The sequence below is a fragment of the Desulfobotulus mexicanus genome (genome assembly GCF_006175995.1).
Classification (GTDB): domain Bacteria; phylum Desulfobacterota; class Desulfobacteria; order Desulfobacterales; family ASO4-4; genus Desulfobotulus; species Desulfobotulus mexicanus.
On record NZ_VDMB01000001.1, the window covers coordinates 351155 to 370160 of the forward strand.

Annotated in this window: 18 protein-coding genes; 16 read left to right on the plus strand and 2 right to left on the minus strand. The window is 51.4% G+C overall.

Features of this window, described 5'->3' with window-relative positions; all coding sequences use genetic code 11:
* Window positions 1-115: 115 nt before the first annotated feature.
* Both FIM25_RS01500 and FIM25_RS01505 read right to left on the minus strand, forming a co-directional pair.
* Entirely contained in the window at window positions 116-559 is a 444-nt protein-coding gene (locus FIM25_RS01500) for a hypothetical protein (protein ID WP_139445443.1), read from the minus strand.
* A 7-nt stretch (window positions 560-566) separates the two neighbouring features.
* A complete protein-coding gene (locus FIM25_RS01505) occupies window positions 567-1214 on the minus strand; it encodes a hypothetical protein (RefSeq protein WP_139445446.1) in 648 nt (215 codons plus the stop codon).
* A gap of 358 nt (window positions 1215-1572) precedes the next feature.
* On the opposite strand from FIM25_RS01505, the gene FIM25_RS01510 reads away from it, so the two are divergent.
* The 16 genes from FIM25_RS01510 to FIM25_RS01585 all read left to right on the plus strand — a co-directional run bounded on the left by FIM25_RS01510 (window position 1573) and on the right by FIM25_RS01585 (window position 19000).
* A complete protein-coding gene (locus FIM25_RS01510) occupies window positions 1573-3294 on the plus strand; it encodes a flagellar hook-length control protein FliK (protein ID WP_139445448.1) in 1722 nt (573 codons plus the stop codon).
* Between the two features lie 16 nt (window positions 3295-3310).
* Window positions 3311-4393 carry a FlgD immunoglobulin-like domain containing protein gene (locus FIM25_RS01515; protein ID WP_139445449.1) on the plus strand — a complete coding sequence of 361 codons (1083 nt, stop codon included), beginning with the start codon at window positions 3311-3313 and terminating at the stop codon, window positions 4391-4393.
* A gap of 65 nt (window positions 4394-4458) precedes the next feature.
* Complete coding sequence (locus FIM25_RS01520; RefSeq protein WP_139445452.1) at window positions 4459-7203, plus strand: flagellar hook-basal body complex protein; 2745 nt, start codon at window positions 4459-4461, stop codon at window positions 7201-7203.
* A 212-nt stretch (window positions 7204-7415) separates the two neighbouring features.
* On the plus strand, window positions 7416-8186 hold the full coding sequence (locus tag FIM25_RS01525) for a motility protein A (protein ID WP_218961211.1): 771 nt from the start codon (window positions 7416-7418) through the stop codon (window positions 8184-8186).
* Window positions 8176-8856: a hypothetical protein gene (locus tag FIM25_RS01530; RefSeq protein ID WP_139445457.1), complete on the plus strand. Its 681-nt coding sequence runs from the start codon at window positions 8176-8178 to the stop codon at window positions 8854-8856. The genes FIM25_RS01525 and FIM25_RS01530 overlap by 11 nt, the downstream gene beginning before the upstream one ends.
* Window positions 8853-9500, plus strand: a complete 648-nt coding sequence (locus FIM25_RS01535; RefSeq protein WP_139445461.1) for a flagellar motor protein MotB — start codon at window positions 8853-8855, stop codon at window positions 9498-9500. Before FIM25_RS01530 ends, FIM25_RS01535 begins: the two co-directional genes overlap by 4 nt.
* Window positions 9490-10011: a flagellar basal body-associated FliL family protein gene (locus FIM25_RS01540; RefSeq protein WP_139445463.1), complete on the plus strand. Its 522-nt coding sequence runs from the start codon at window positions 9490-9492 to the stop codon at window positions 10009-10011. The genes FIM25_RS01535 and FIM25_RS01540 overlap by 11 nt, the downstream gene beginning before the upstream one ends.
* A gap of 102 nt (window positions 10012-10113) precedes the next feature.
* On the plus strand, window positions 10114-11112 hold the full coding sequence (fliM, locus tag FIM25_RS01545; protein ID WP_139445466.1) for a flagellar motor switch protein FliM: 999 nt from the start codon (window positions 10114-10116) through the stop codon (window positions 11110-11112).
* 87 nt (window positions 11113-11199) lie between these two features.
* Complete coding sequence (fliO, locus tag FIM25_RS01550) at window positions 11200-11586, plus strand: flagellar biosynthetic protein FliO (protein ID WP_139445468.1); 387 nt, start codon at window positions 11200-11202, stop codon at window positions 11584-11586.
* Between the two features lie 205 nt (window positions 11587-11791).
* Complete coding sequence (fliP, locus tag FIM25_RS01555) at window positions 11792-12493, plus strand: flagellar type III secretion system pore protein FliP (protein ID WP_139445470.1); 702 nt, start codon at window positions 11792-11794, stop codon at window positions 12491-12493.
* Window positions 12494-12503: 10 nt separating this feature from the next.
* Window positions 12504-12773, plus strand: a complete 270-nt coding sequence (gene fliQ, locus FIM25_RS01560; protein WP_139445474.1) for a flagellar biosynthesis protein FliQ — start codon at window positions 12504-12506, stop codon at window positions 12771-12773.
* Window positions 12774-12779: 6 nt separating this feature from the next.
* Entirely contained in the window at window positions 12780-13568 is a 789-nt protein-coding gene (fliR, locus tag FIM25_RS01565) for a flagellar biosynthetic protein FliR (RefSeq protein WP_139445477.1), read from the plus strand.
* 9 nt (window positions 13569-13577) lie between these two features.
* Entirely contained in the window at window positions 13578-14648 is a 1071-nt protein-coding gene (gene flhB / locus FIM25_RS01570; RefSeq protein WP_139445480.1) for a flagellar biosynthesis protein FlhB, read from the plus strand.
* Between the two features lie 106 nt (window positions 14649-14754).
* Complete coding sequence (flhA, locus tag FIM25_RS01575) at window positions 14755-16839, plus strand: flagellar biosynthesis protein FlhA (RefSeq protein WP_139445482.1); 2085 nt, start codon at window positions 14755-14757, stop codon at window positions 16837-16839.
* Between the two features lies 1 nt (window position 16840).
* Window positions 16841-18082, plus strand: a complete 1242-nt coding sequence (gene flhF, locus FIM25_RS01580; protein WP_139445485.1) for a flagellar biosynthesis GTPase FlhF — start codon at window positions 16841-16843, stop codon at window positions 18080-18082.
* Between the two features lie 24 nt (window positions 18083-18106).
* Window positions 18107-19000: a MinD/ParA family protein gene (locus tag FIM25_RS01585; protein WP_246051948.1), complete on the plus strand. Its 894-nt coding sequence runs from the start codon at window positions 18107-18109 to the stop codon at window positions 18998-19000.
* The last annotated feature ends 6 nt before the right edge of the window (window positions 19001-19006 follow it).

Genomic DNA, 19006 nt, shown 5'->3' on the forward strand with positions numbered 1-19006 from the left:
CTATTTAGTAACATTTCGTATGCGGGAAAGAAAAACTTGAATTTTTTTGTTGTTGTCTGTTTGTAAGGATTTTTGCTGCGGGTTGAAGAGGTAAATTAATTAGAAGTGTTATTTTTTAGGATGAATGAATGGTGGAAATTAGCCATGCTGCTGTGCTGCCCAGTATTATACCCATAATATCTATGGGATCAAAGGTTCCGTGGATAAAATAAAGAGATATGTGATCCAGAACCGGAATGCTTTTCCAGTTTTCCGGTATAAGGGCGGCTGCTTTTTCTCCGTAATACTGACCCGTTTCCATGATAAGTCCCACAATTCCCCAGAAGACAGCCCAGAAGCGTAAAGATGCAGCCCTGCCACCGGCAATTCCGGCACTGATAAGAGCCATGCCAAAGGGATGCATTGCATCGGGAAGCCAGTCTCCCATACTGCCGAACCCTATGCCCTCCACACCATTTCCGAAAACAGAAAAAATACCCACCGGCCTGTCAAGTATGTAGACCAGAGAACCTATACCCAGACTGATTATGCCTGCTAAAATCATCTGCCAGGGTTTCATGTTCGGCCTATTGTGTGGACATGATGGCACCGCCTGCGGCTCCTGCTGCGGCAGCTGTACCCATGGTCCTATATATGACTGCATCCGTTGATCCCGTAAGAATTCCGGCGGCTCCGCCAGCTATAGCACCCAGAGAAGCTCCGGCAAGGGCCCCTGCCAGCACGCGTGAAAGTTCTGAACCATGGTAGAATTTGAGCTGCCTGGGGTGGATAAAGACAACTACCCTTGTGGTGGCAATGCCGTCTTCGTAGCTAAGCTCATAGTTTCTTGCACCCCGGAGATAGGCATTGGTTTCACTTATTACCATATCCTGCCGGATGGTGTTGTGCCCGGCTTCCGTGTACACCTGCATGATGGTGCCGGCCAGGCGTTCGGATAATTGACGGTAGCCGTCAATGACCGCAGCACGTTCCGCCATCAGGCGTCTTTGCTGGGGAGATCCGGTTTCAGGAGCCAGGCCTTTTCCGATGACCGCCACCTGTATCGTATTGGCAGCTTCTTCCGGTTCCATGCCCGGAATGAAATTATGGCGGTACATTTTAGGTTCCTTGTATTTAAGAACCTGATGGCCTGTGATACCACAGCCCGTCAGAAAGACAAGGGCAGGCAGCAGGATAATTATTAAACAGGTATGGGTACGGTGGAAGATCTTCATGGTCACCTCTTCAGCTTCGTTGTTGAACGGAAAAAACGGTTTACAACGGGCAGGATTTTCCGTTGGTAACACATTAAGCATGAAGTGTGCCATGGCCTCATGTTTGGTAGGCTCTGTTCCTTACCTGCCGGGAGGATATGTATCCGGCTTTTTTTTCCGGGTTGCGGAGGAAAGATTTGCCTTTTTTGTTTCAGCAGCGGCATAAAGATTGTAGTGTCAGTCATATTAATCTTTTTAAATCAAGGCCTTTCTCCTTTTTTGAGGGGTGGCACATGGATTGCTAAAAGAAAAACAGGCAAGCTTCGGGATCCTGTTTGTTTTGGTCAGAGATCTTTTACCCGGAAGAAAGGAAGCCCCCATGATTTTTTCTCCAGCACCAGCCATGTCTTTTGAAAAGGGTTTCATGCCCTCCCGGTCTGGTAACCAGGGCAGTGGTGGAATGGATTTTGATACTTTTCTTGAAAAAGCCCGGGGGCTGGAAGAAAAGGGTGACTCAAAGACCGACCCAAAGCTTTCCCTGCAGACTGTTTTGGACAGGATGCGTATGCAGCTTCAGGCTTTTATGGGTATGGGGCGGCAGGATATGTCCGCAGATCCGGAAGCCATGGACTGGCTCAGGCAGATGATTCAGGGTGCAGGCCTTGATGAAAAGAGCAGGGATGCTCTTCTGGATGTCATTGAAAATGGCAGCAGGGGAAATGTTTCCATGGGGCGTTTGCTGGACCGTTTGAGGATGGCATCAGAGGAGATGGATATCGAACTTTCCGTTGATTCATCAGGCCTGTCTCTGGGTTCTCTGCCTTATATTTATAATTTTTTTAAAGATATTGGAATCTCTCAGGAAAGAATCCATACAATGCTGGATCGTTCCGCTATGGAAGGCCAGGGTTTTTCTCTGGACAGGCTGGGTCGTGAGATGGCCCTTCTGCGGCAGGATCTGAGTCAGGCAGGGCCCGGTGGTTCAGAGGGTATATCCAGGGCTGGTGTCATCGGAGTGCTGGACAGTATGCTTGAGAGCCTGAGGGCTATGGGTGCAGGCGGGCCGGAGAAGGGCTTTTCCCATGATACGGCAAGGCTTCTGGAACGGTCCGTACTGTCTGCCATGGCAGACAGGGATATGTCCGCCATGGCTTCTGACAGGAAGGCGGAATTCTATTTACCTGCCCATGAGGTTGCAGCGGATTTTCTTCGCAAGATGCAGCCGGGGGACAAAGCTCTAGGGGTTACGGAGGCAAGGGAGCCTGTAGCAGGAAAAGGTGCCGTGAATCCTGAAGCTATGAAATATGAGTGGGCAGATGTACGGAATGGCATGGAGCCTGTTGCAGAAAAGCTGGTTTTGAATTCTGCATCTCTGAAAAAAGAGTGGAATCTTAAAGAATATGGTTCTGGCTTGGATTCCGATAGCAGTGAGGAAGGTGATGACTCTTTTTGGGGGCAGGTAAAATCCATGGGAGAGCTTCAGGGTCAAGAAAGTGGAGAAGACAATGGCTCCAGACGAGGGGCCGGGCCACAGGATATGTTTAGCGGTATGGAGAAGAAAAATTCAAAGGGAGACGGTCAGCTTTCAGAATCGGTTTTAGGAGCACAGGGAACACGGGGAGCTGAAAACCGGATAACGAGAGCTGACCCTGCTCCACCTCCACCCCCTCCGGCCTATGTAATGGATCAGGTGGGCCGTAAAATGGCCGATGCCATCCGTGATGGACAGAATGAGGTGAGTTTTCAGCTGAAACCTGAACACCTTGGTCGCCTGCATATGCGCATTGAAAATATTGCAGGGGTTGTGAATATCAGAATTCTTGCGGAGCAGAAGGGAACCCACGAAATGCTCCTTGCTCAGGCTGCGGAGCTTAAGGCCCAGATGCAGGAGCAGGGGATGCGGGTGGAGCGTATTGAGGTTACTGTGTCCCCTGATTTTGATTCAGCCCTTTTCCGGGAGCGGGAAAGGGATCGGGAATCCCGCAGATCAAGAAACGGGGAAAAGCGGGCAACGGGCATGGCCGTTTCTCCGGCACTGGATGAGAATCCGGTATCCATGTCAAAAAACAGCAGAGATTCCCGGCTGCATCTGATGGCTTGAGGATAAGGGGGCACAAATGGAAACAAATGTAATGGGTAATGCGGCACTGGCAAGGGTTGCAGCAGATTACAAGGCTAGGGAAGATGAGGAGAAGGATCCCCTGGGAAGGGAAGCCTTTCTCACCATGCTGGTGGCCCAGCTTCAGAATCAGGATCCCCTGAACCCCATGGAAGGAACGGATTTTACATCCCAGCTGGCCCAGTTCTCCCAGCTGGAAGCGGCCTTTAATACCAATAAAACCCTGGAAAGTATTCTTAAAGCCATGGAGGCTGGTTCTTCAAGGGATCTGGAAGCATACATGGGTAAGGAAATCCTTGCGGAGGTGGATTCCATAGAGGTTTCCAGTGGCAAGGCCGTGGGTGGCTTTTACACCCTGGAAGAGAACGCTTCTGTCACCATTAATATCTATGATGAAAAGGGTCAGCAGGTCCGAACCCTTTCTATGGGCCAGCAGGAGGCAGGTTCCCACCCCATTTCCTGGGATGCAAGGGACGCCGGAGACCGGCAGGTTCCGGATGGTTCCTATCGTTATGATGTTATTGCCATCGGGCCCGGTGGGATGACGCGGGTACAGACCACGGTGGAGGGAACGGTGGAGGGTATTCTCTATGCCAACGGAAAAGCCTATCTTCAGGTTAAGGGTACCTTTGTGGATCCAGAAAGCCTTCTCAAGGTGTGGGAAAAACCTGCCACGGCCCCGGTGATCAGCCCCATGGAATATATAGGCAGGGAGGTGACTGCGGAAGCGGCCAGCATTGATTTTGACGGTCGTATTCTCGGGAATATTCCCGGCTACACCCTGGACCGGAAAGATGAGGTGCTGGTGGAGATCTATGACAGGGAGGGCAATCTTGTGAAGTCTTTGTATGAAGGAACAAAATCCGGTGGGGATTTTCATGAGATTTCCTGGGATGGCAAGGATCGCTTTGGTGTGACCGTGGCTCCCGGCATCTATTCCTACAGGGTTCTCAGCAAGGGGGCCGTGGCAGATACCCGGGTTTCCGGCGAGGTTACGGGCCTTGTGTACAGAAATGGAATCCCCTATCTGAATGTGGATGGGAGTCTGGTTTCTTCCGGTGCCGTCCGGAGTGTCGGATAAGTATTTTTTAAAGTATTCCGGAACCGGAGTCTTTTTTTTAACGTTTTTTGATCCGGAGGTGCCTTATGTCTCTCACAAGCTCTCTTTATACGGGAACCAGCGGTCTCACCAACATGGGCAGGTCCATGCAGGTGATCGGTGACAATATATCCAATGTGAACACCGTGGGTTTCAAGGGAAGCCGCTATACCTTTGCCGATGTCCTCAACCAGACCGTGGGCACCCAGTCCGGCTCAGCCCAGATGGGTCGTGGTATGGCCCTTGGCAGCGTGGATAACCTTCACAATCAGGGTTCCTTTGAATCCACGGGGAATACCACTGACCTTTCCATTGGTGGCAACGGTTTTTTTGTGGTCCGGCATCCGGCCAGCAATCAGGAGTATTATACCCGTGCCGGGAATTTTAATTTTGATAAAGACGGAAAACTTGTGACCCCTGAGGGTATGGTGGTTCAGGGGTGGAAGCTGGATCCGGATACGGGAAATGATATGGGTGCCATGACCAGTATTATCATGCAGTCTTTCACGTCTCCGCCGAAACAGACTTCTGAAATTACGGCCATCACCAATCTGGATGCCGATGCCACGAGCCAGTCCGTTGTGCTTTCCAATGCCTGGGATGCAACGAAGCAGCCGCCCATACCACCGAACAGTTATGAGTATCAGACCGTGGTCAAAGCCTATGATGCTTTGGGCAGCACCCATGATATTACCATTTATTATGATAAAAAATCCGGTTCGGACTGGGAGTACATCATTACCATGAATCCTTCCGAAGACAAGCGTCTCGGTGTGCAGGGAACTCCGGGGCAGGGCCTGCTGGCCAGAGGGGTGATTCATTTTAATGAATCCGATGGTTCCATTGCGGATATGACCATGGAGGAATATACGGGCCGCATCGGTAATGTGCGTTCTGAAGGGGTGAACCGCTACGATGATCTCACCTTTGTGCTAAACTCTACGGAGCCCATGGATTCAGACGGTTTTGATTTCCATGTGGAATATGATGGTGACCGCTGGCAGTTTCAGAATCTGCCGGACGCCTATCCCAATGCGGAAATCATTTACTCCGATGCCCGGCGCATCGAGATTGTTCTGAACCGGAACCCTGCGGATACGGATCCGGAACCGGATATGGTAATCCGCCTTGCTTCCAATGCCGTGGCCACGGATTCCCTGAAGTTTGACATCAATAAGCCCAGAGATGCCCATGTGCAGAATGTTACGGGTCTTACCTACCGGGGTGATACGGGCAACGATAATACCACCCTCACCATCAATGATCCCGGTGTCATGACAAGGGACATGGAGGGGATGAATCTGGTCTGGAATCCCAGAGGCGGTGTGGACGGACGGGGCGAGTGGTACATGAGTAACCCCAGCGAACAAAACGTGACCGGCCAGAACTATGGCGGCATGACTGCTGTTGACGGTGCCAGTGAGACCGTGCTGAATCCTGCGGTGCTGAATCAGTATGCGGCAGGCATGCAGGTGGAGTGGGATGCTGTTGAAGGCTGGGTCTGGAGAAGCTCCAGCGGTACGGCCAGTGTTGGCGCGGCCAGTACGGCAGGGGAGCTTACGGTTCATAATGCCATGGTTCTGAACAGAGCGGCGGTGATAACCGTTCCTAAGACTGCCTATGATGATCTAGCATTGACAACGGGGTGGGAAGTACTTCCATTCGCTGCTGTTGCAGCCCTGGCGGATTATCCCGATGCACAGATACGGAGGGATGGCGACAGGGTACAGATTGATCTGGACGGAAACGGCACGGCGGATATCAGCTTCACTCCGGAGGAACCGGCTGATTTTGGCGGTAATGACATTGTTTTTTCCATAACGGCCAGTCCTCCCAGAGAATATCCCAATGCAAGGATTCTGAATGATACGCCGTTGGATCCCGGCAGATTGGCCATCAGCTTTGATGGCAACAACAACGCGGATGTGGTCTGGAGTTTTGAGGATGCAGGCGGTACGCCGGCGGCAGCTGGGGACGAGGAGACCTTTACGTTTTCACTCGACCCCCGAACCACACCGGAGGGCTATCCCAATGCGGTGATCCGGGGCGATAAGGACAGGGTCTACATAGATCTTGACGGTTCCGGCGGAGACAAGGACAGAGAAGACATTGTTTTTACCTTCACAGAGCCCATGCGGCACGGGGCCAGTGTGGAAAACAGTGTTATTTCCTTTGACATACAGGGTGGCACTTCATGGCGACAGCTGGGGGCAAGGGATATCAACAATGCGGGTTACTATGAATTCACCGCCGACTTCCTTGGCAGTGCGGGCCGCATGGCCACGGACGGAACCTATCGCACCACAGAACAGAAAATTGCTTTCAATATCGGGACGGCCTTTGATGGCCTGAATTTCATCAACTCATCCCTTACTACAACACAGTACGCCCGGACCTCTTCCACCATTTATCAGACGGCAGACGGATACGGTGCCGGGGATCTGGAAGGGGTGAACGTTTCTTCCGAAGGGGTGATGACGGGTATGTACTCCAACGGGCAGCTCATTCCCCTCTACCGGGTGGGGCTGGCCAAGTTCATGAACAATCAGGGCCTGTATAAGGAGGGGGGGAACCTCTACAGGGAAACCCGGGACAGTGGCAGCGCCATTACGGGCCGTCCCGGTTCCAACGGCCTTGGCAAGCTCTCTCCCAACTCCCTTGAGATGAGCAATGTGGATATCGGTGATGAGTTTGTAAGAATGATCACCACCCAGAGGGGATTTCAGGCCAACTCCAAGACCGTAACCACGGTGGATGGTATGCTGGAAACGGTGATTCAGATGAAACGCTGATTTCTCTTTTTCCATAAACAGGACTTTCTTACCGGATTCCTGCCCTTTTCAAAGGCAGGAATCCGGTTTGCTTTTGGATGGAAGGCAATGGTATAGATACTTTCTGATCATTCATTCTCCGGGTTTCGCCCTGAAACATCTTGTGTGTCTCCATGGGTGAGGTTTTTGATATCAAGGCTGCATTTTAAGGCAGGACAGGTATTTTAATGGATATGGCAACCCTTATTGGCATTGTATCGGCCTTCGGACTGGTGGGACTTGCGGTTTTCATGGGAGGGGGGCTGCTTTTTTTCTTCAATTTGCAGGCCTTTCTCATTGTGGTGGGAGGGACTCTGGGGGCGACGCTGATCCATTATCCGGTGAGGGATCTCCTGCCGGTTTTCAGACGGCTGATGCGGGTTTTTTTCTCCTCCGGTGACACAGGGGATGCCACCGTTGAAAAGCTAACTGCCATGGCCCAGAAGGCCAGACGTGACGGGGTTCTCAGCCTTGAAAAAATGATACCAAAGGAGACGGACCCTTTCCTTGCGGAAGGTCTGCAACTGGCCGTGGACGGTGTAGAACCTGCCATCATCAGGGAAATTATGCTTTCGGGGCTGGAAGCATCCGGTGAGCGCCATGAGGCGGGTGCTGAAATTTTTGCCACCATGGGAAGTTATGCACCGGCCCTTGGCATGGTGGGTACCCTCATTGGTCTGATACAGATGCTGCAGAACCTCCATGATCCCGATGCCATCGGGCCGGGGATGGCCGTGGCCCTTCTCACAACCTTTTATGGAGCCCTTCTTTCCAACCTTGTTTTTCTTCCCCTTGCGGGAAAGCTGCGGGCACTGGACAGGCAGGAAGCCCGTGAAAAACAGATGCTGGTGGATGGGCTGGTTTCCCTTGCAAGGGGAGAGCACCCGAGGGTGCTGGCCTGGCGCATGCGTGCCCACAGGCAGCCATCACTTAAGTCGTTAGCAGGAAAAAGTGATGAGAAATAAGGCTTTTTTCTCCGGAAACGCCATGCTTTGGGTGGCGCTTTTTTTAATTCTTCTGGCTTTTTTTGCCTTTCTCAATGCCCTGTCTTCTCCGGATGCCATACGGGGAGAAAGGGTGCGGCAGTCCGTGCGGACAGGCTTTGGTGCTGTTTCGGATCTGGGGGCTTTACGGCCGGGAGTATGGCGGCATCGTTTTGATGAACCGGGTGTCATGGAATTGACGGATCTGGTTTCAAGACTGGGACCGGAAGGCAGATATATGGTGGATGCTCAGGGGAATTTCTGGATACGGTTTCCGCAAAAGGCCCTGTTTGGTCCGGAATCCCATCACCTTTCCGGTGGCGGAGAGGTACTGCTGGCAGAAATACGGGCCACGATCCCGGAATATTTTGAAGGAAAGCGCATCATGGTCCATGCCCGGCGGAAGGAAGGCCGCAGTCCGGATGCCGCATTGCGCGGGACCCTGCTCCGGGGATTGGCTGTTGCCGAAGGGATGGGGTCTGCAATGCAGGTCTGGGGATTCGGGGATCTCGTTCCTGAGTTTGCCTACGGGCTGGGCCGGGATGAAGAAAATGCAAGGGTCCTTCTGGTTTTTTCAGGGAGGGGATCTTCCGGCGGCGGGCCTTTCATGTTCCGGGATTTTTTCTTCCGGGTCTTTTCGGAGAATCCATGAGTCTTAAAAAGAAACAGAAAATAAGACCTTTCCGGACGGAATGGATGCACACCTTTGCTGATCTTCTGCTTTTGCTGCTTACTTTTTTTGTGATGCTTTTTGCCATGAAGACCCTTGAAAAGGAAAGGCTGCAGGAAGCCTTTTCTTTTTTTGTGCAGGAAAAAGCCGTAAAAGAAAGGGAGGAGGGGGTGCTGGCCGGTGCCTTAAGTCTGAGGCTTCGCCGTGAGCTGGCAGCACTCCCCGCAGGTGTTGCAGAAAGCCTGCATCTGGAAGAGAGTGCAGAACACCTCCGCCTGATTCTGGAGTCCGATGGACTTTTTGATGCGGGAGCCTTTGCCCTGCGGCCTGAAGCGCCTTTGTTTCTGCAGGCTGTTTCCGATATTTTCAGGCCTCTGGGGACCATGGTGCTGGTGCAGGGATATCCCGATATCGGAATGGGGGAGGAGGCTGCCGCAGCCCTTGCCATGGAAAGGGCCGTGGAAGTCCGGCGTTATCTTGTGGAACAGGCGGGACTGGCTGCGGATGCCATGGGTATTGCTCTGGACAGGGAATATCCTTCCCTTTATACCGGTGAGGACAGTCGGCACCGGGCCTGGAACCGTAGGGTTACTTTTCTGATTTTGGAGGATGGGGATGTCCGATAAGAAAAAAAACGTTATGGGTATGAAGCTGCGGGAAAAGAAAGGGCCTTTTGCTCTGTGGGTCTGGCTGCTTGCCTTTTTGCTCTCTTTGGTATGTGCAGGCATGATGCTTGCATTTTTTTTGTTCAGTACTCCAGAGGAGCCAGAGGAAAAGGAAGATGTCTATGAATTTGCGGTGCTGGATGCTGTAGCAGTTATTCCCGGACTCTGGCAGCTCCCTGTGATGAAGATCCCTGTGACAGTTGAAGAAGGTATACGTCTTCCCCTGCGCTTAGGTATTGCCATCGTTGCGGAGGAAGGGCCTGAGGGCTTGCCCCGACTGCTCCGGCACAGAGAAAGGATTATCACTGCAATTCGGGAACATGTGGAAAAGGGCAGAGCCGAAGATTGGGAAAGTGTGGCAGGTAAACTGAAACTGAAATATGAGCTGACAGATCTGGTGGAAAAAGCCTCAGGCGGTATCCGGGTAAAAGGTCTTTATATTACAGATTATATGATTCACTGGCCCACATAGGGCAGCTTTTTGTGGCATGAGTATTTGTGAAGGAATATCTGGATTTTTTGTGTTGAGTGGGTTGGACCTGTTGCTGGTGGGAATAAAAACAGAGGGTGATGTATGAGTGAAATTCTGACCCAGGAAGAAGTTGACAGTCTGCTGGACGGTTTAAGTACCGGAAAGGTGGAGTCTGAACAGGATATGCCCATGGATGCCGAAGGCATCGGGCAATATGATTTTTCCAGTCAGGACAAGGTCATCCGCGGGCGTATGCCCACCTTTGAGGTGATCAATGAGCGTTTTGCCCGTGAGGTGCGTTCCAGTCTTTCCATGCTGCTGCACACCAACGTGGATATCAGCTCAGAATCTCTGGATACCCTGAAGTTTTCCGAATTTGGCAGATCCCTTCCTGTTCCCACAAGCCTCCATGTTTTCCGTATGGATCCTTTGCGAGGTCACGCCCTGCTGGTACTGGAAAGCCAGTTGGTTTTCAATCTCATTGATACCTTTTTCGGTGGCAAGGGGACGGGCAAAGCCAAGGTGGAAGGCCGGGAATTTACTACCATCGAGGAGGTCATGATACGCAAGGTGGTTCTTTCCTGTCTGGAGGATCTGAAAAACTCCTGGGCTCCCGTGGAACCCATACAGACAACCCTTGTACGCAGTGAGGTGAATCCCCAGTTTGCCACCATTGTTCTGCCCACAGACCTTGTCATTGTAACCCGTTTTGAGGTGGAGCTGGAACAGTCTGCAGGTAAACTGGTGCTGTGCCAGCCCTATTCCATGATAGAACCTTTACGACATAAACTTTCATCGGGCTTCCAGGCCGAGGTGGAGGATGTGGATTATACCTGGCAGCGGCGGCTTAAGGAAATAATAGTGGAGTCTGACGTGATGCTTTCCGTGGAACTGGGCCGCAGCCGTATGCTTGTCAATGACCTTCTGCAGCTTGGGCAGGGTTCCATTGTGGAGCTGAACAAGCTGGCCGGAGAGCCTTTGGAAATTTATATTAACCGCAAGCTGGTGGCCCGGGGTGAGGTGGTGGTGGTTAATGAAAAATTCGGTGTGCGCCTGACGGATATCATCAGTCCCATGGAGCGGGTTCGGACCCTGGCCTGACGGCGAGTCTCTGAAAAATTGCCGTGCAGAGTAAAAAGTACTTGATGACCTTGGCGAGTATAAAAATCTGAGCCGGAGAGTGGGCTTATGGAAGAAAGAGTAGGGGCTGCGGTCCCGGATTTCGGTATGCTGGTCCTGAAGGGTGGCTCTACCCTGATACTGGTTCTGGCCCTTTTGCTGCTGACCCTTTACCTGCTTCGGCGTTTAAGCAGTTTCAGGGGAATTTCAGGGCGTTTGCGTGTGGTGGAAGCCCTTCAGGTTGGGCCGAAGGAGAGGGTGGTGCTTGTTGCCCTTGGTAAAAGGGAGTTACTTTTAGGGGTGACGGCCTCTTCCATCAGCACCCTTGCGGAGTTCTCTGAGGCGGAAAATGAAGGGGCTTCTTTATCCCGGCCGGGGTTTGCGGATTTTCTGTCCGGTGCACAGAGAAAGAAAACGGAAGCGACAGAGGTTCCGGAGGTCATGAATGTGCCTTGAAACAGATGTAAGTAAAAGTAAAAGCTGGCAGGCAGTTTCAGAGATTGAATATAGCCGTAACTTGGTTCATCACCCCAGCCCTTTTCCGCATGGAGAGGGGGAAAAAAGGATTTTCTATTTCAGGAAGCCACCTGAAGACCGTAGTAAAAATAGAATCAGTTTTTTTTTCCTTCTTATTATTGGCGCAGGACTCTTTTTCCCCTTCATGGCCCAGGCCGTGACCTTTCCCCTGCCTTCCATCCGCATTGGTGTGGAAGAGGCCACGGGCCCCAGGGATGTGGCCATTGCCCTGGAGGTGCTGGCTCTCCTCACCATCCTTACCCTGGCACCGGCCATACTGGTGCTTATGACCTCCTTTACCCGCATTGTGGTGGTATTTCATTTTCTGCGTCAGGCCATAGGTATCCAGAGCAGCCCGCCCAATCAGGTGGTGATAGGCCTTTCCCTTTTCATGACCTTTTTTATCATGAAGCCGGTATGGACCGAGGTTTATGAGAATGCTCTGGATCCCTATCTGGAGGATCAGATCACCTATCAGGAAGCCTTTGCCAATGCGGAAAAACCCATTCGTGAATTTATGCTGGTCAATACCCGGGAAAAGGATCTGGCCCTGTTCATTAAGGCTGCCAAGGCTGAAAGACCCGAGAACCGGGACAGTGTAAGCCTGCTGCACCTGATTCCAGCCTTTGTTATATCCGAGCTGAAGACCGCCTTTATCATCGGTTTTGTGATCTATGTGCCATTTCTGATCATTGATATGGTGGTGGCCAGTGTGCTGCTGGCCATGGGCATGATGATGCTGCCGCCTGTAATGATTTCTCTGCCTTTCAAGCTCATGCTTTTTGTGCTGGTGGATGGCTGGCATCTCATTGCAGGCTCATTGATACGAAGTTTTGCCATACCATAGGAGATGCCGTATGACGCCAGAATTTGTTGTGAGTTTCGGACAGGAAGCGGTATGGCTGACACTGCAGATTGCTGCCCCGCTTCTACTGATAGGGCTGGGCGTGGGTCTTATGGTGAGTATTTTTCAGGCGGTGACCTCCATTCAGGAAATGACCCTTTCCTTTGTACCTAAGATTCTTGCGGTTTTTTTTGCTCTGATCTTTTTTGCCCCATGGATGCTGGAAAAGATGACCAGTTATACGGCAAGGGTCATTGAAAACATTCCCATGTACATCCGGTGATCTCCCATGGAAATTCTGAACCTTTTTTCCCCGGATGAAATGCGCCACTTTCTCCTTGTTTTGACAAGGGTTTCGGTGATTCTTTTTCTTTTTCCCTTCTTTGGCAGCGAATCCTTTCCTGTTCTGGTAAAGGCTGGGCTGGCCCTTTCCGTATCCTTGGTGCTGTTTTCCACCGTATCCACGGATCCTTCCCATTTTCCAGATAAAGTGCTGATGGCTCCTGTTCTTATGGTATCGGAGCTTTTTGTTGGGCTGGTTATAGCCCTTGTGGTCCGGCTTTTTTTTGCAGCCGTTCAGCTGGCAGGTCTTCTCATAGGTTTTCAGATGGGTTTTTCCATGATCAATGTCATGGATCCCCAGACGGGCAGTCAGGTGGCCGTAATGGAGCAGCTGGGTTACTGGACGGTGCTGACTGTTTTTATTCTTCTGGATGGCCACTACATGCTGCTCAGGGCACTGGTGGAAAGTTTTCAGATGGTGCCGCCGGGCGGTTTTGCTCTGCCCGAGGTTTTCTTTAATCAGATCATGGGGATGACTGCCTCCATGTTCATTACGGGTATCAAGATCGGAGCCCCTGCCATTGTGGCCCTTCTCTTTGTGTCCGTGGCCTTTGGCATAACAGCCAAATTTGCTCCCCAGATGAATGTCCTGATCATCTCCTTTCCTGTTAAAATAGCAGTGGGTCTGATTTTCTTTGGTGCGGTTTTTGAAGTGATAGTCCGTTTTACCAGAGCTTATATTCAGGATTTTCCAGGCATGCTGCATTATGTGCTGCGTATGTTCGGCAGCGGATAGGGAGAAAGGATGCCAGAAGAAAGCGGACAGGAAAAAACAGAGGATGCCACCCCAAAAAAGCGTCAGCAGAGCCGGGAAGAAGGGCAGGTTGGCAAGAGTACGGAAGTGCCTTCTGTTGTGGTTCTTCTCATCGCTGTTGCCACCCTTTATGCCATGGCTGGTATTATTTATGATCGCATGGGCAATGTGATGCGGCAATCCCTTACCTTTTCCAGTATTCCTGAAGTCCATATACAACAGGCTGTTTTGTGGATGAAGACCTATGGTATGCAGGCTTTCTGGACCATTGCTCCACTTCTTCTGGCGGTTTTTCTGGCTTCTTTTTTTGCCAATGCCTTTCAGGTGGGTTTTGTTCTGGCCTGGAAAGCCATAGAGCCTAAACCCAGTAAAATTGACCCCATAAAGGGGCTGGGCCGGATTTTTTCCAAAAAAAGTCTGATGGAGCTTTTTAAGAGTATTTTGAAAATTACTATTATTTTTTATGTGTCATGGAGGGCTGTTAAAGGGGAGATGCCCCATATGATGCGCCTTTATGATCACAATGTGGCCACTATTCTTTTGTTCATAGTGAAAATTACCTTCAAGATTTTTTTATGGGTGCTGCTGGCTATGGTGTTTGTGGCTCTGATGGACCTCATTTTTCAGCGTTGGAATTTTGATCAGCAGATCAAGATGACCAAGCAGGAGGTAAAGGATGAGGGCAAGCAGACCGAGGGAGACCCTCTCATTAAAAGCCGCATCCGTCAGCTTCAGTTTGAGGCTTCAAAAAAAAGAATGATGCAGGATGTACCCAAAGCTGATGTTGTGGTGACCAACCCCACCCATATTGCTGTAGCCCTGAAATATGATGCCATCAATATGCAGTCACCTGAGGTGCTGGCCAAGGGTGCTGGAAGTATGGCTGAACGTATCAAGGCCGTGGCAAAGGAGGCAGGTGTCCCCATTGTTGAGAATAAGCCTCTGGCACGGAATTTGTTTCAATGGGTAGAAGTGGGGCAGGCCATCCCAGCAGATCTTTATCAGGCCGTGGCGGAGGTTCTGGCCTATGTGTATAAACTAAAGGGCAAGGGCCGAAAATAAGGCCAAAAAAATGACGGTTTATGGCGCTGCGTGTCAGAATGCTGACGGACCATCAGTCCGGCTGACCGTTTTTTTAAAAGATACTTTTATCTGACAGGGGTTTTCAATGGCAGAAGCGGGCGGTTTTTTTCAGGGATTGCGCAAGGAGTATGCCGACATCGTAATGGTTCTTGCGGTGGTGGGTATTCTTCTGGCCATGCTTTTGCCTGTGCCTGCCTTTCTTCTGGACTTTTTTCTGGCCCTCAACATAACCCTTGCCATCATTGTACTTATCACCACCATGTACACTAAAAGGTCGCTGGAATTTTCCATTTTTCCCACCATGCTTCTGGTACTGACCCTTTTCCGGCTGGCCCTGAACGTTGCCTCCACCCGCCTGATTCTTCTGCGGGGCAACGAAGGTCCCCAGGCCGCAGGAACTGTAATCCAGTCCTTCGGTAATTTTGTTGTGGGCGGTGATTATGTTGTGGGTCTGATTATATTTGTTATTCTGGTATTGATCAATTTCATGGTTATTACCAAGGGTGCAGGCCGCATTGCGGAAGTGGCGGCCCGTTTCACACTGGATGCCATGCCCGGTAAGCAGATGGCCATAGATGCGGATCTAAATGCCGGTATCATTGATGAAACGGAGGCCAAGGAGCGGCGTATTACCATTGCCCGGGAATCTGAATTCCATGGTTCCATGGATGGTGCCTCCAAGTTTGTCAAAGGGGATGCCGTAGCAGGGATTATTATAACGGGCATTAATCTTGTGGGTGGTCTGATCATAGGTGTTCTGGCAGGAATGCCCGTGGGGCAGGCCGCAGCCAATTATACCCTGCTCACCGTGGGGGATGGTCTGGTAACCCAGATACCTGCCCTTATCATTTCCACCGCCGCTGGTATTCTTGTTTCCAGAGGTGGAGAGGATGATCGTCTTGGACAGGCTTTTTCCAAGCTGATTTTTTCAAAAACTACGCCTATTTATGTGGCTTCATGTCTGGTTTTTGCACTGGGGCTTGTTCCGGGTCTTCCCGGTATTCCCTTTATGAGTCTGGGGCTGGCACTGGGGGGAACCCTTTACCTTATGTCAAAGGGCCGTAGCCAGGAGGAGGCCGCAGAAAAAGAAGCGGCTGGAGAAGATGATGCCGCAGCACCGGTCTCCGGACCGGAAGAGGTGGAGCACCTTCTGAATATGGATGCCATGGAGCTGGAGGTGGGGTATGGGTTGATTCCCCTGGTGGACAGCTCCCAGGACGGAACCCTTCTGAGCCGTATAAGGTCCATGCGCAGGCAGTTTGCAACGGAGATGGGGATAGTCATTCCGCCCATCCATATCCGGGATAACCTGAATCTGAGGCCTGCGGAATACCGTATGCTGATCAAGGGTGTGGAAATGACCCGGTATGAGCTTATGGTCAACCATGTGCTGGCCATGGATCCCGGAGATGTGAGCCGCCGTATGGATGGTTTCCCCACTACAGAACCTGCTTTCGGGCTTCAGGCCATCTGGATTTCAGCGGACCTGGAAGAAGAAGCCAAATTCTCAGGATATACTGTGGTGGACAATTCCACAGTTGTGGCCACCCATCTTACGGAAATAATCCGCAGTAATGTTGCGGAACTTCTGGGCAGACAGGAAGTACAGCATCTTCTGGATAATCTTGCTAAAAACAGTCCCAAGGCCGTGGAAGAGCTGGTTCCTTCGATCATGAGCCTTGGCATGGTACAGAAAGTGCTTCAGAATCTTCTTGCGGAAAGGGTTTCAGTCCGGGATCTTCTCACCATTGTGGAAACTCTGGCGGATTACGGAACCATGAGCAAGGATCCGGATCTTTTAACGGAATATGTGCGTCAGAAACTTTCACGCTCCATCCTTGCTTCCTACATGGGACCCGATGGCAACCTGCCCGTACTGACCCTGGACAGAAAGCTGGAAGAAACCCTGACCAAAAGCATTCAGAATACGGAGCACGGAGCTTATCTTGCTGTGGACCCCCGTATGGCGGAACAGCTTATGGCGGGTGTAAGGGGAGAAATGGAAAAGGCAATGAATCAGAATATTCAGCCGGTTCTTCTGTGTAACCCAACTCTAAGGCGGCATTTGAGGCGGCTTCTGGAGCAGAGTATTCCCAGCCTTGCCGTCACATCCCATGCGGAAATTGTGCAGAACGTCAACATTCAGTCCATTGGAAAGGTGACCCTGTAAGATGAGCGTGAAAACTTTTCGGGCATCTTCCATTCAGGAGGCCCTGTCACAGGTTAAATCCGAACTGGGTGTGAATGCCGTGATTCTTTCTACGCGGAAATCTCCCCTTGATCCAAGAAATCCATATGGAACCGGTGGTTTTGAGGTCACTGCTGCTGCCGAAGAACAGCAAAAGCCCCTGATCAGAAAAGAAGCGCCTGTACGGAATCTGCGCCTGCGCACCGGGGGAGCTTCCCTGAAGGCTTCGGGGAAGAATACGGAAAGAAAATTTACCGTAAAGGGCGAGGACGAAGAAGAGGATATGGCCGCTGTTCTGGATCGGGTCACCGATGATTTTTCCGCTGCTGCTCCTCCTTCCTCCGGTGTGGGCTGGCAGCAGGTTCAGCATGAGCTTGTGAGTATACGGGATATGCTTTTTCTTCTGCAGCAGGGGGAGAATATTCCTGATTTTATTACAAGGCATCCGGAAAGCCTCAGCCTTTATACCCGTCTGGTGCGTACGGGCCTTACGGAAAAACGGGCAAGGCAGCTCATGGAAACATCGGCTCAGGCCGCAGGGGCTGGCAAGGACGCCCTTTCCCGCAGGGTTTTTGTGGAGATGATGGCATTGATTGAAGGCATGCAGCCCTTTGATTCCCTTACGGGACAGCGCTCTGTGGTTGCCTTTGCAGGGCCCACCGGTGTGGGCAAAACCACAACCATTGCCAAGCTGGCCGCAGATTTAAGCCTGAAACAAAAAAAGCGGGTTGGGCTGATTTCCGTGGACTCCTATCGTATTGGTGCTTTGGAACAGTTGAAAACCTATGCAGGGATTATGGGGATTCCCTGTCTTCCTGCCTTTAACAGGGAAGATCTGCAGACAGCCCTGCGGCAGATGCAGAACCGTGAAGTGATTCTCATTGATACAGCAGGTCTTTCCCATCTGGATCACGCACGCATGGAAGAGCTGGCCGGACTTCTGGGAGGGCGTCAGGCTATTGCTACCCATCTGGTTCTGAGTGCGGCCACCGGCCGGGAAAACATGAGGGAGGCTGCGGAGAATTTCTCCCTGCTTTCCCCGAGATCCTATGTATTCACAAAGCTGGATGAAACCCGCAAAAGGGGAGGGATTCTGGATCAGCTGGCGGATTATCCGCTGCCCGTATCCTATGTGACCGATGGGCAGCGGGTTCCCGAAGATATTCATCCTGTGACCCGCAAGGGCCTTTTACAGCGTATTTTTGAAACTTCAGGAACCTCGTAAGGTTCAGGAAGAAGGGAGAAAAGGGTGGATCAGGCAACGAGTTTGAGAAAAATGATCAGCCGCCAGGGAGCTCAGCGGAGACAGGCTGTGGCAGCCCTGTCTTCAGATCAGCCAAGGGTGATTGCCGTGAGCAGCGGTAAGGGCGGGGTTGGAAAAACCAACCTTGTGGGCAATCTGGCCCGTGCCTTTGCAGGGATGGGAAAAGAGGTTCTGATTCTGGACGCGGATCTGGGTCTTGCCAATATTGATATTCTTTTTGGCATCCGTCCGGCCTTTCATATAGGCCATGTTCTGAACGGAGAAAAGACTCTGAAAGAGGTCATGGTTTCCCCTTCGGACAGAATCCGCATAATTCCTGCAGGCTCCGGTACCAGTGGTCTGACCCACCTCACGGAAGGCCAGAAGCTCACTTTGCTGGGAGAATTTGAAAGCGCGGATCTGGAAGCGGATGTGGTTCTGATAGATACGGGGGCGGGTATTTCCAAAAATGTGCTTTATTTTAATCTGGCGGCGGATGAGTGTCTGCTGGTTGCAACGCCTGAGCCCACATCCATTACCGATGCCTATGCCATGATGAAGGTTATGACGGCCGAGCATGGTCCCAGGCATTTTAAACTTGTGGTAAACATGGTAAGCAGTGTGAAAGAGGCCAAGCAGGTTTTTCTTACCTTGAACCAGGCTGCGGAGCGTTTTCTGACTGGGGTGGTTCTGGAATATATGGGACATATTTCCATGGACCCCATGTTGCGGAAATCCGTTCAGGAAAGGAAAACGGTTTTTACGGCTTACCCCCGGGCAGAGTGCAGCCAGCAGATAGCAAAGCTGGCCAAAATGCTTGTCACTGCACCCCGTCGCCATGATACGGAAGGTTCCATCAAGCTTTTTTTCAAACGTTTTACGGCATTGCCTCCTGTCTGAGGGTTA

Bases quoted from the DNA above. Each gene is read 5' to 3' on its own strand.
- FIM25_RS01500 (WP_139445443.1), bottom strand. From the start codon at position 559: ATGAAACCCTGGCAGATGATTTTAGCAGGCATAATCAGTCTGGGTATA.
- FIM25_RS01505 (WP_139445446.1), bottom strand. From the start codon at position 1,214: ATGAAGATCTTCCACCGTACCCATACCTGTTTAATAATTATCCTGCTG.
- FIM25_RS01510 (WP_139445448.1), top strand. From the start codon at position 1,573: ATGATTTTTTCTCCAGCACCAGCCATGTCTTTTGAAAAGGGTTTCATG.
- FIM25_RS01515 (WP_139445449.1), top strand. From the start codon at position 3,311: ATGGAAACAAATGTAATGGGTAATGCGGCACTGGCAAGGGTTGCAGCA.
- FIM25_RS01520 (WP_139445452.1), top strand. From the start codon at position 4,459: ATGTCTCTCACAAGCTCTCTTTATACGGGAACCAGCGGTCTCACCAAC.
- FIM25_RS01525 (WP_218961211.1), top strand. From the start codon at position 7,416: ATGGCAACCCTTATTGGCATTGTATCGGCCTTCGGACTGGTGGGACTT.
- FIM25_RS01530 (WP_139445457.1), top strand. From the start codon at position 8,176: ATGAGAAATAAGGCTTTTTTCTCCGGAAACGCCATGCTTTGGGTGGCG.
- FIM25_RS01535 (WP_139445461.1), top strand. From the start codon at position 8,853: ATGAGTCTTAAAAAGAAACAGAAAATAAGACCTTTCCGGACGGAATGG.
- FIM25_RS01540 (WP_139445463.1), top strand. From the start codon at position 9,490: ATGTCCGATAAGAAAAAAAACGTTATGGGTATGAAGCTGCGGGAAAAG.
- fliM (WP_139445466.1), top strand. From the start codon at position 10,114: ATGAGTGAAATTCTGACCCAGGAAGAAGTTGACAGTCTGCTGGACGGT.
- fliO (WP_139445468.1), top strand. From the start codon at position 11,200: ATGGAAGAAAGAGTAGGGGCTGCGGTCCCGGATTTCGGTATGCTGGTC.
- fliP (WP_139445470.1), top strand. From the start codon at position 11,792: ATGGCCCAGGCCGTGACCTTTCCCCTGCCTTCCATCCGCATTGGTGTG.
- fliQ (WP_139445474.1), top strand. From the start codon at position 12,504: ATGACGCCAGAATTTGTTGTGAGTTTCGGACAGGAAGCGGTATGGCTG.
- fliR (WP_139445477.1), top strand. From the start codon at position 12,780: ATGGAAATTCTGAACCTTTTTTCCCCGGATGAAATGCGCCACTTTCTC.
- flhB (WP_139445480.1), top strand. From the start codon at position 13,578: ATGCCAGAAGAAAGCGGACAGGAAAAAACAGAGGATGCCACCCCAAAA.
- flhA (WP_139445482.1), top strand. From the start codon at position 14,755: ATGGCAGAAGCGGGCGGTTTTTTTCAGGGATTGCGCAAGGAGTATGCC.
- flhF (WP_139445485.1), top strand. From the start codon at position 16,841: ATGAGCGTGAAAACTTTTCGGGCATCTTCCATTCAGGAGGCCCTGTCA.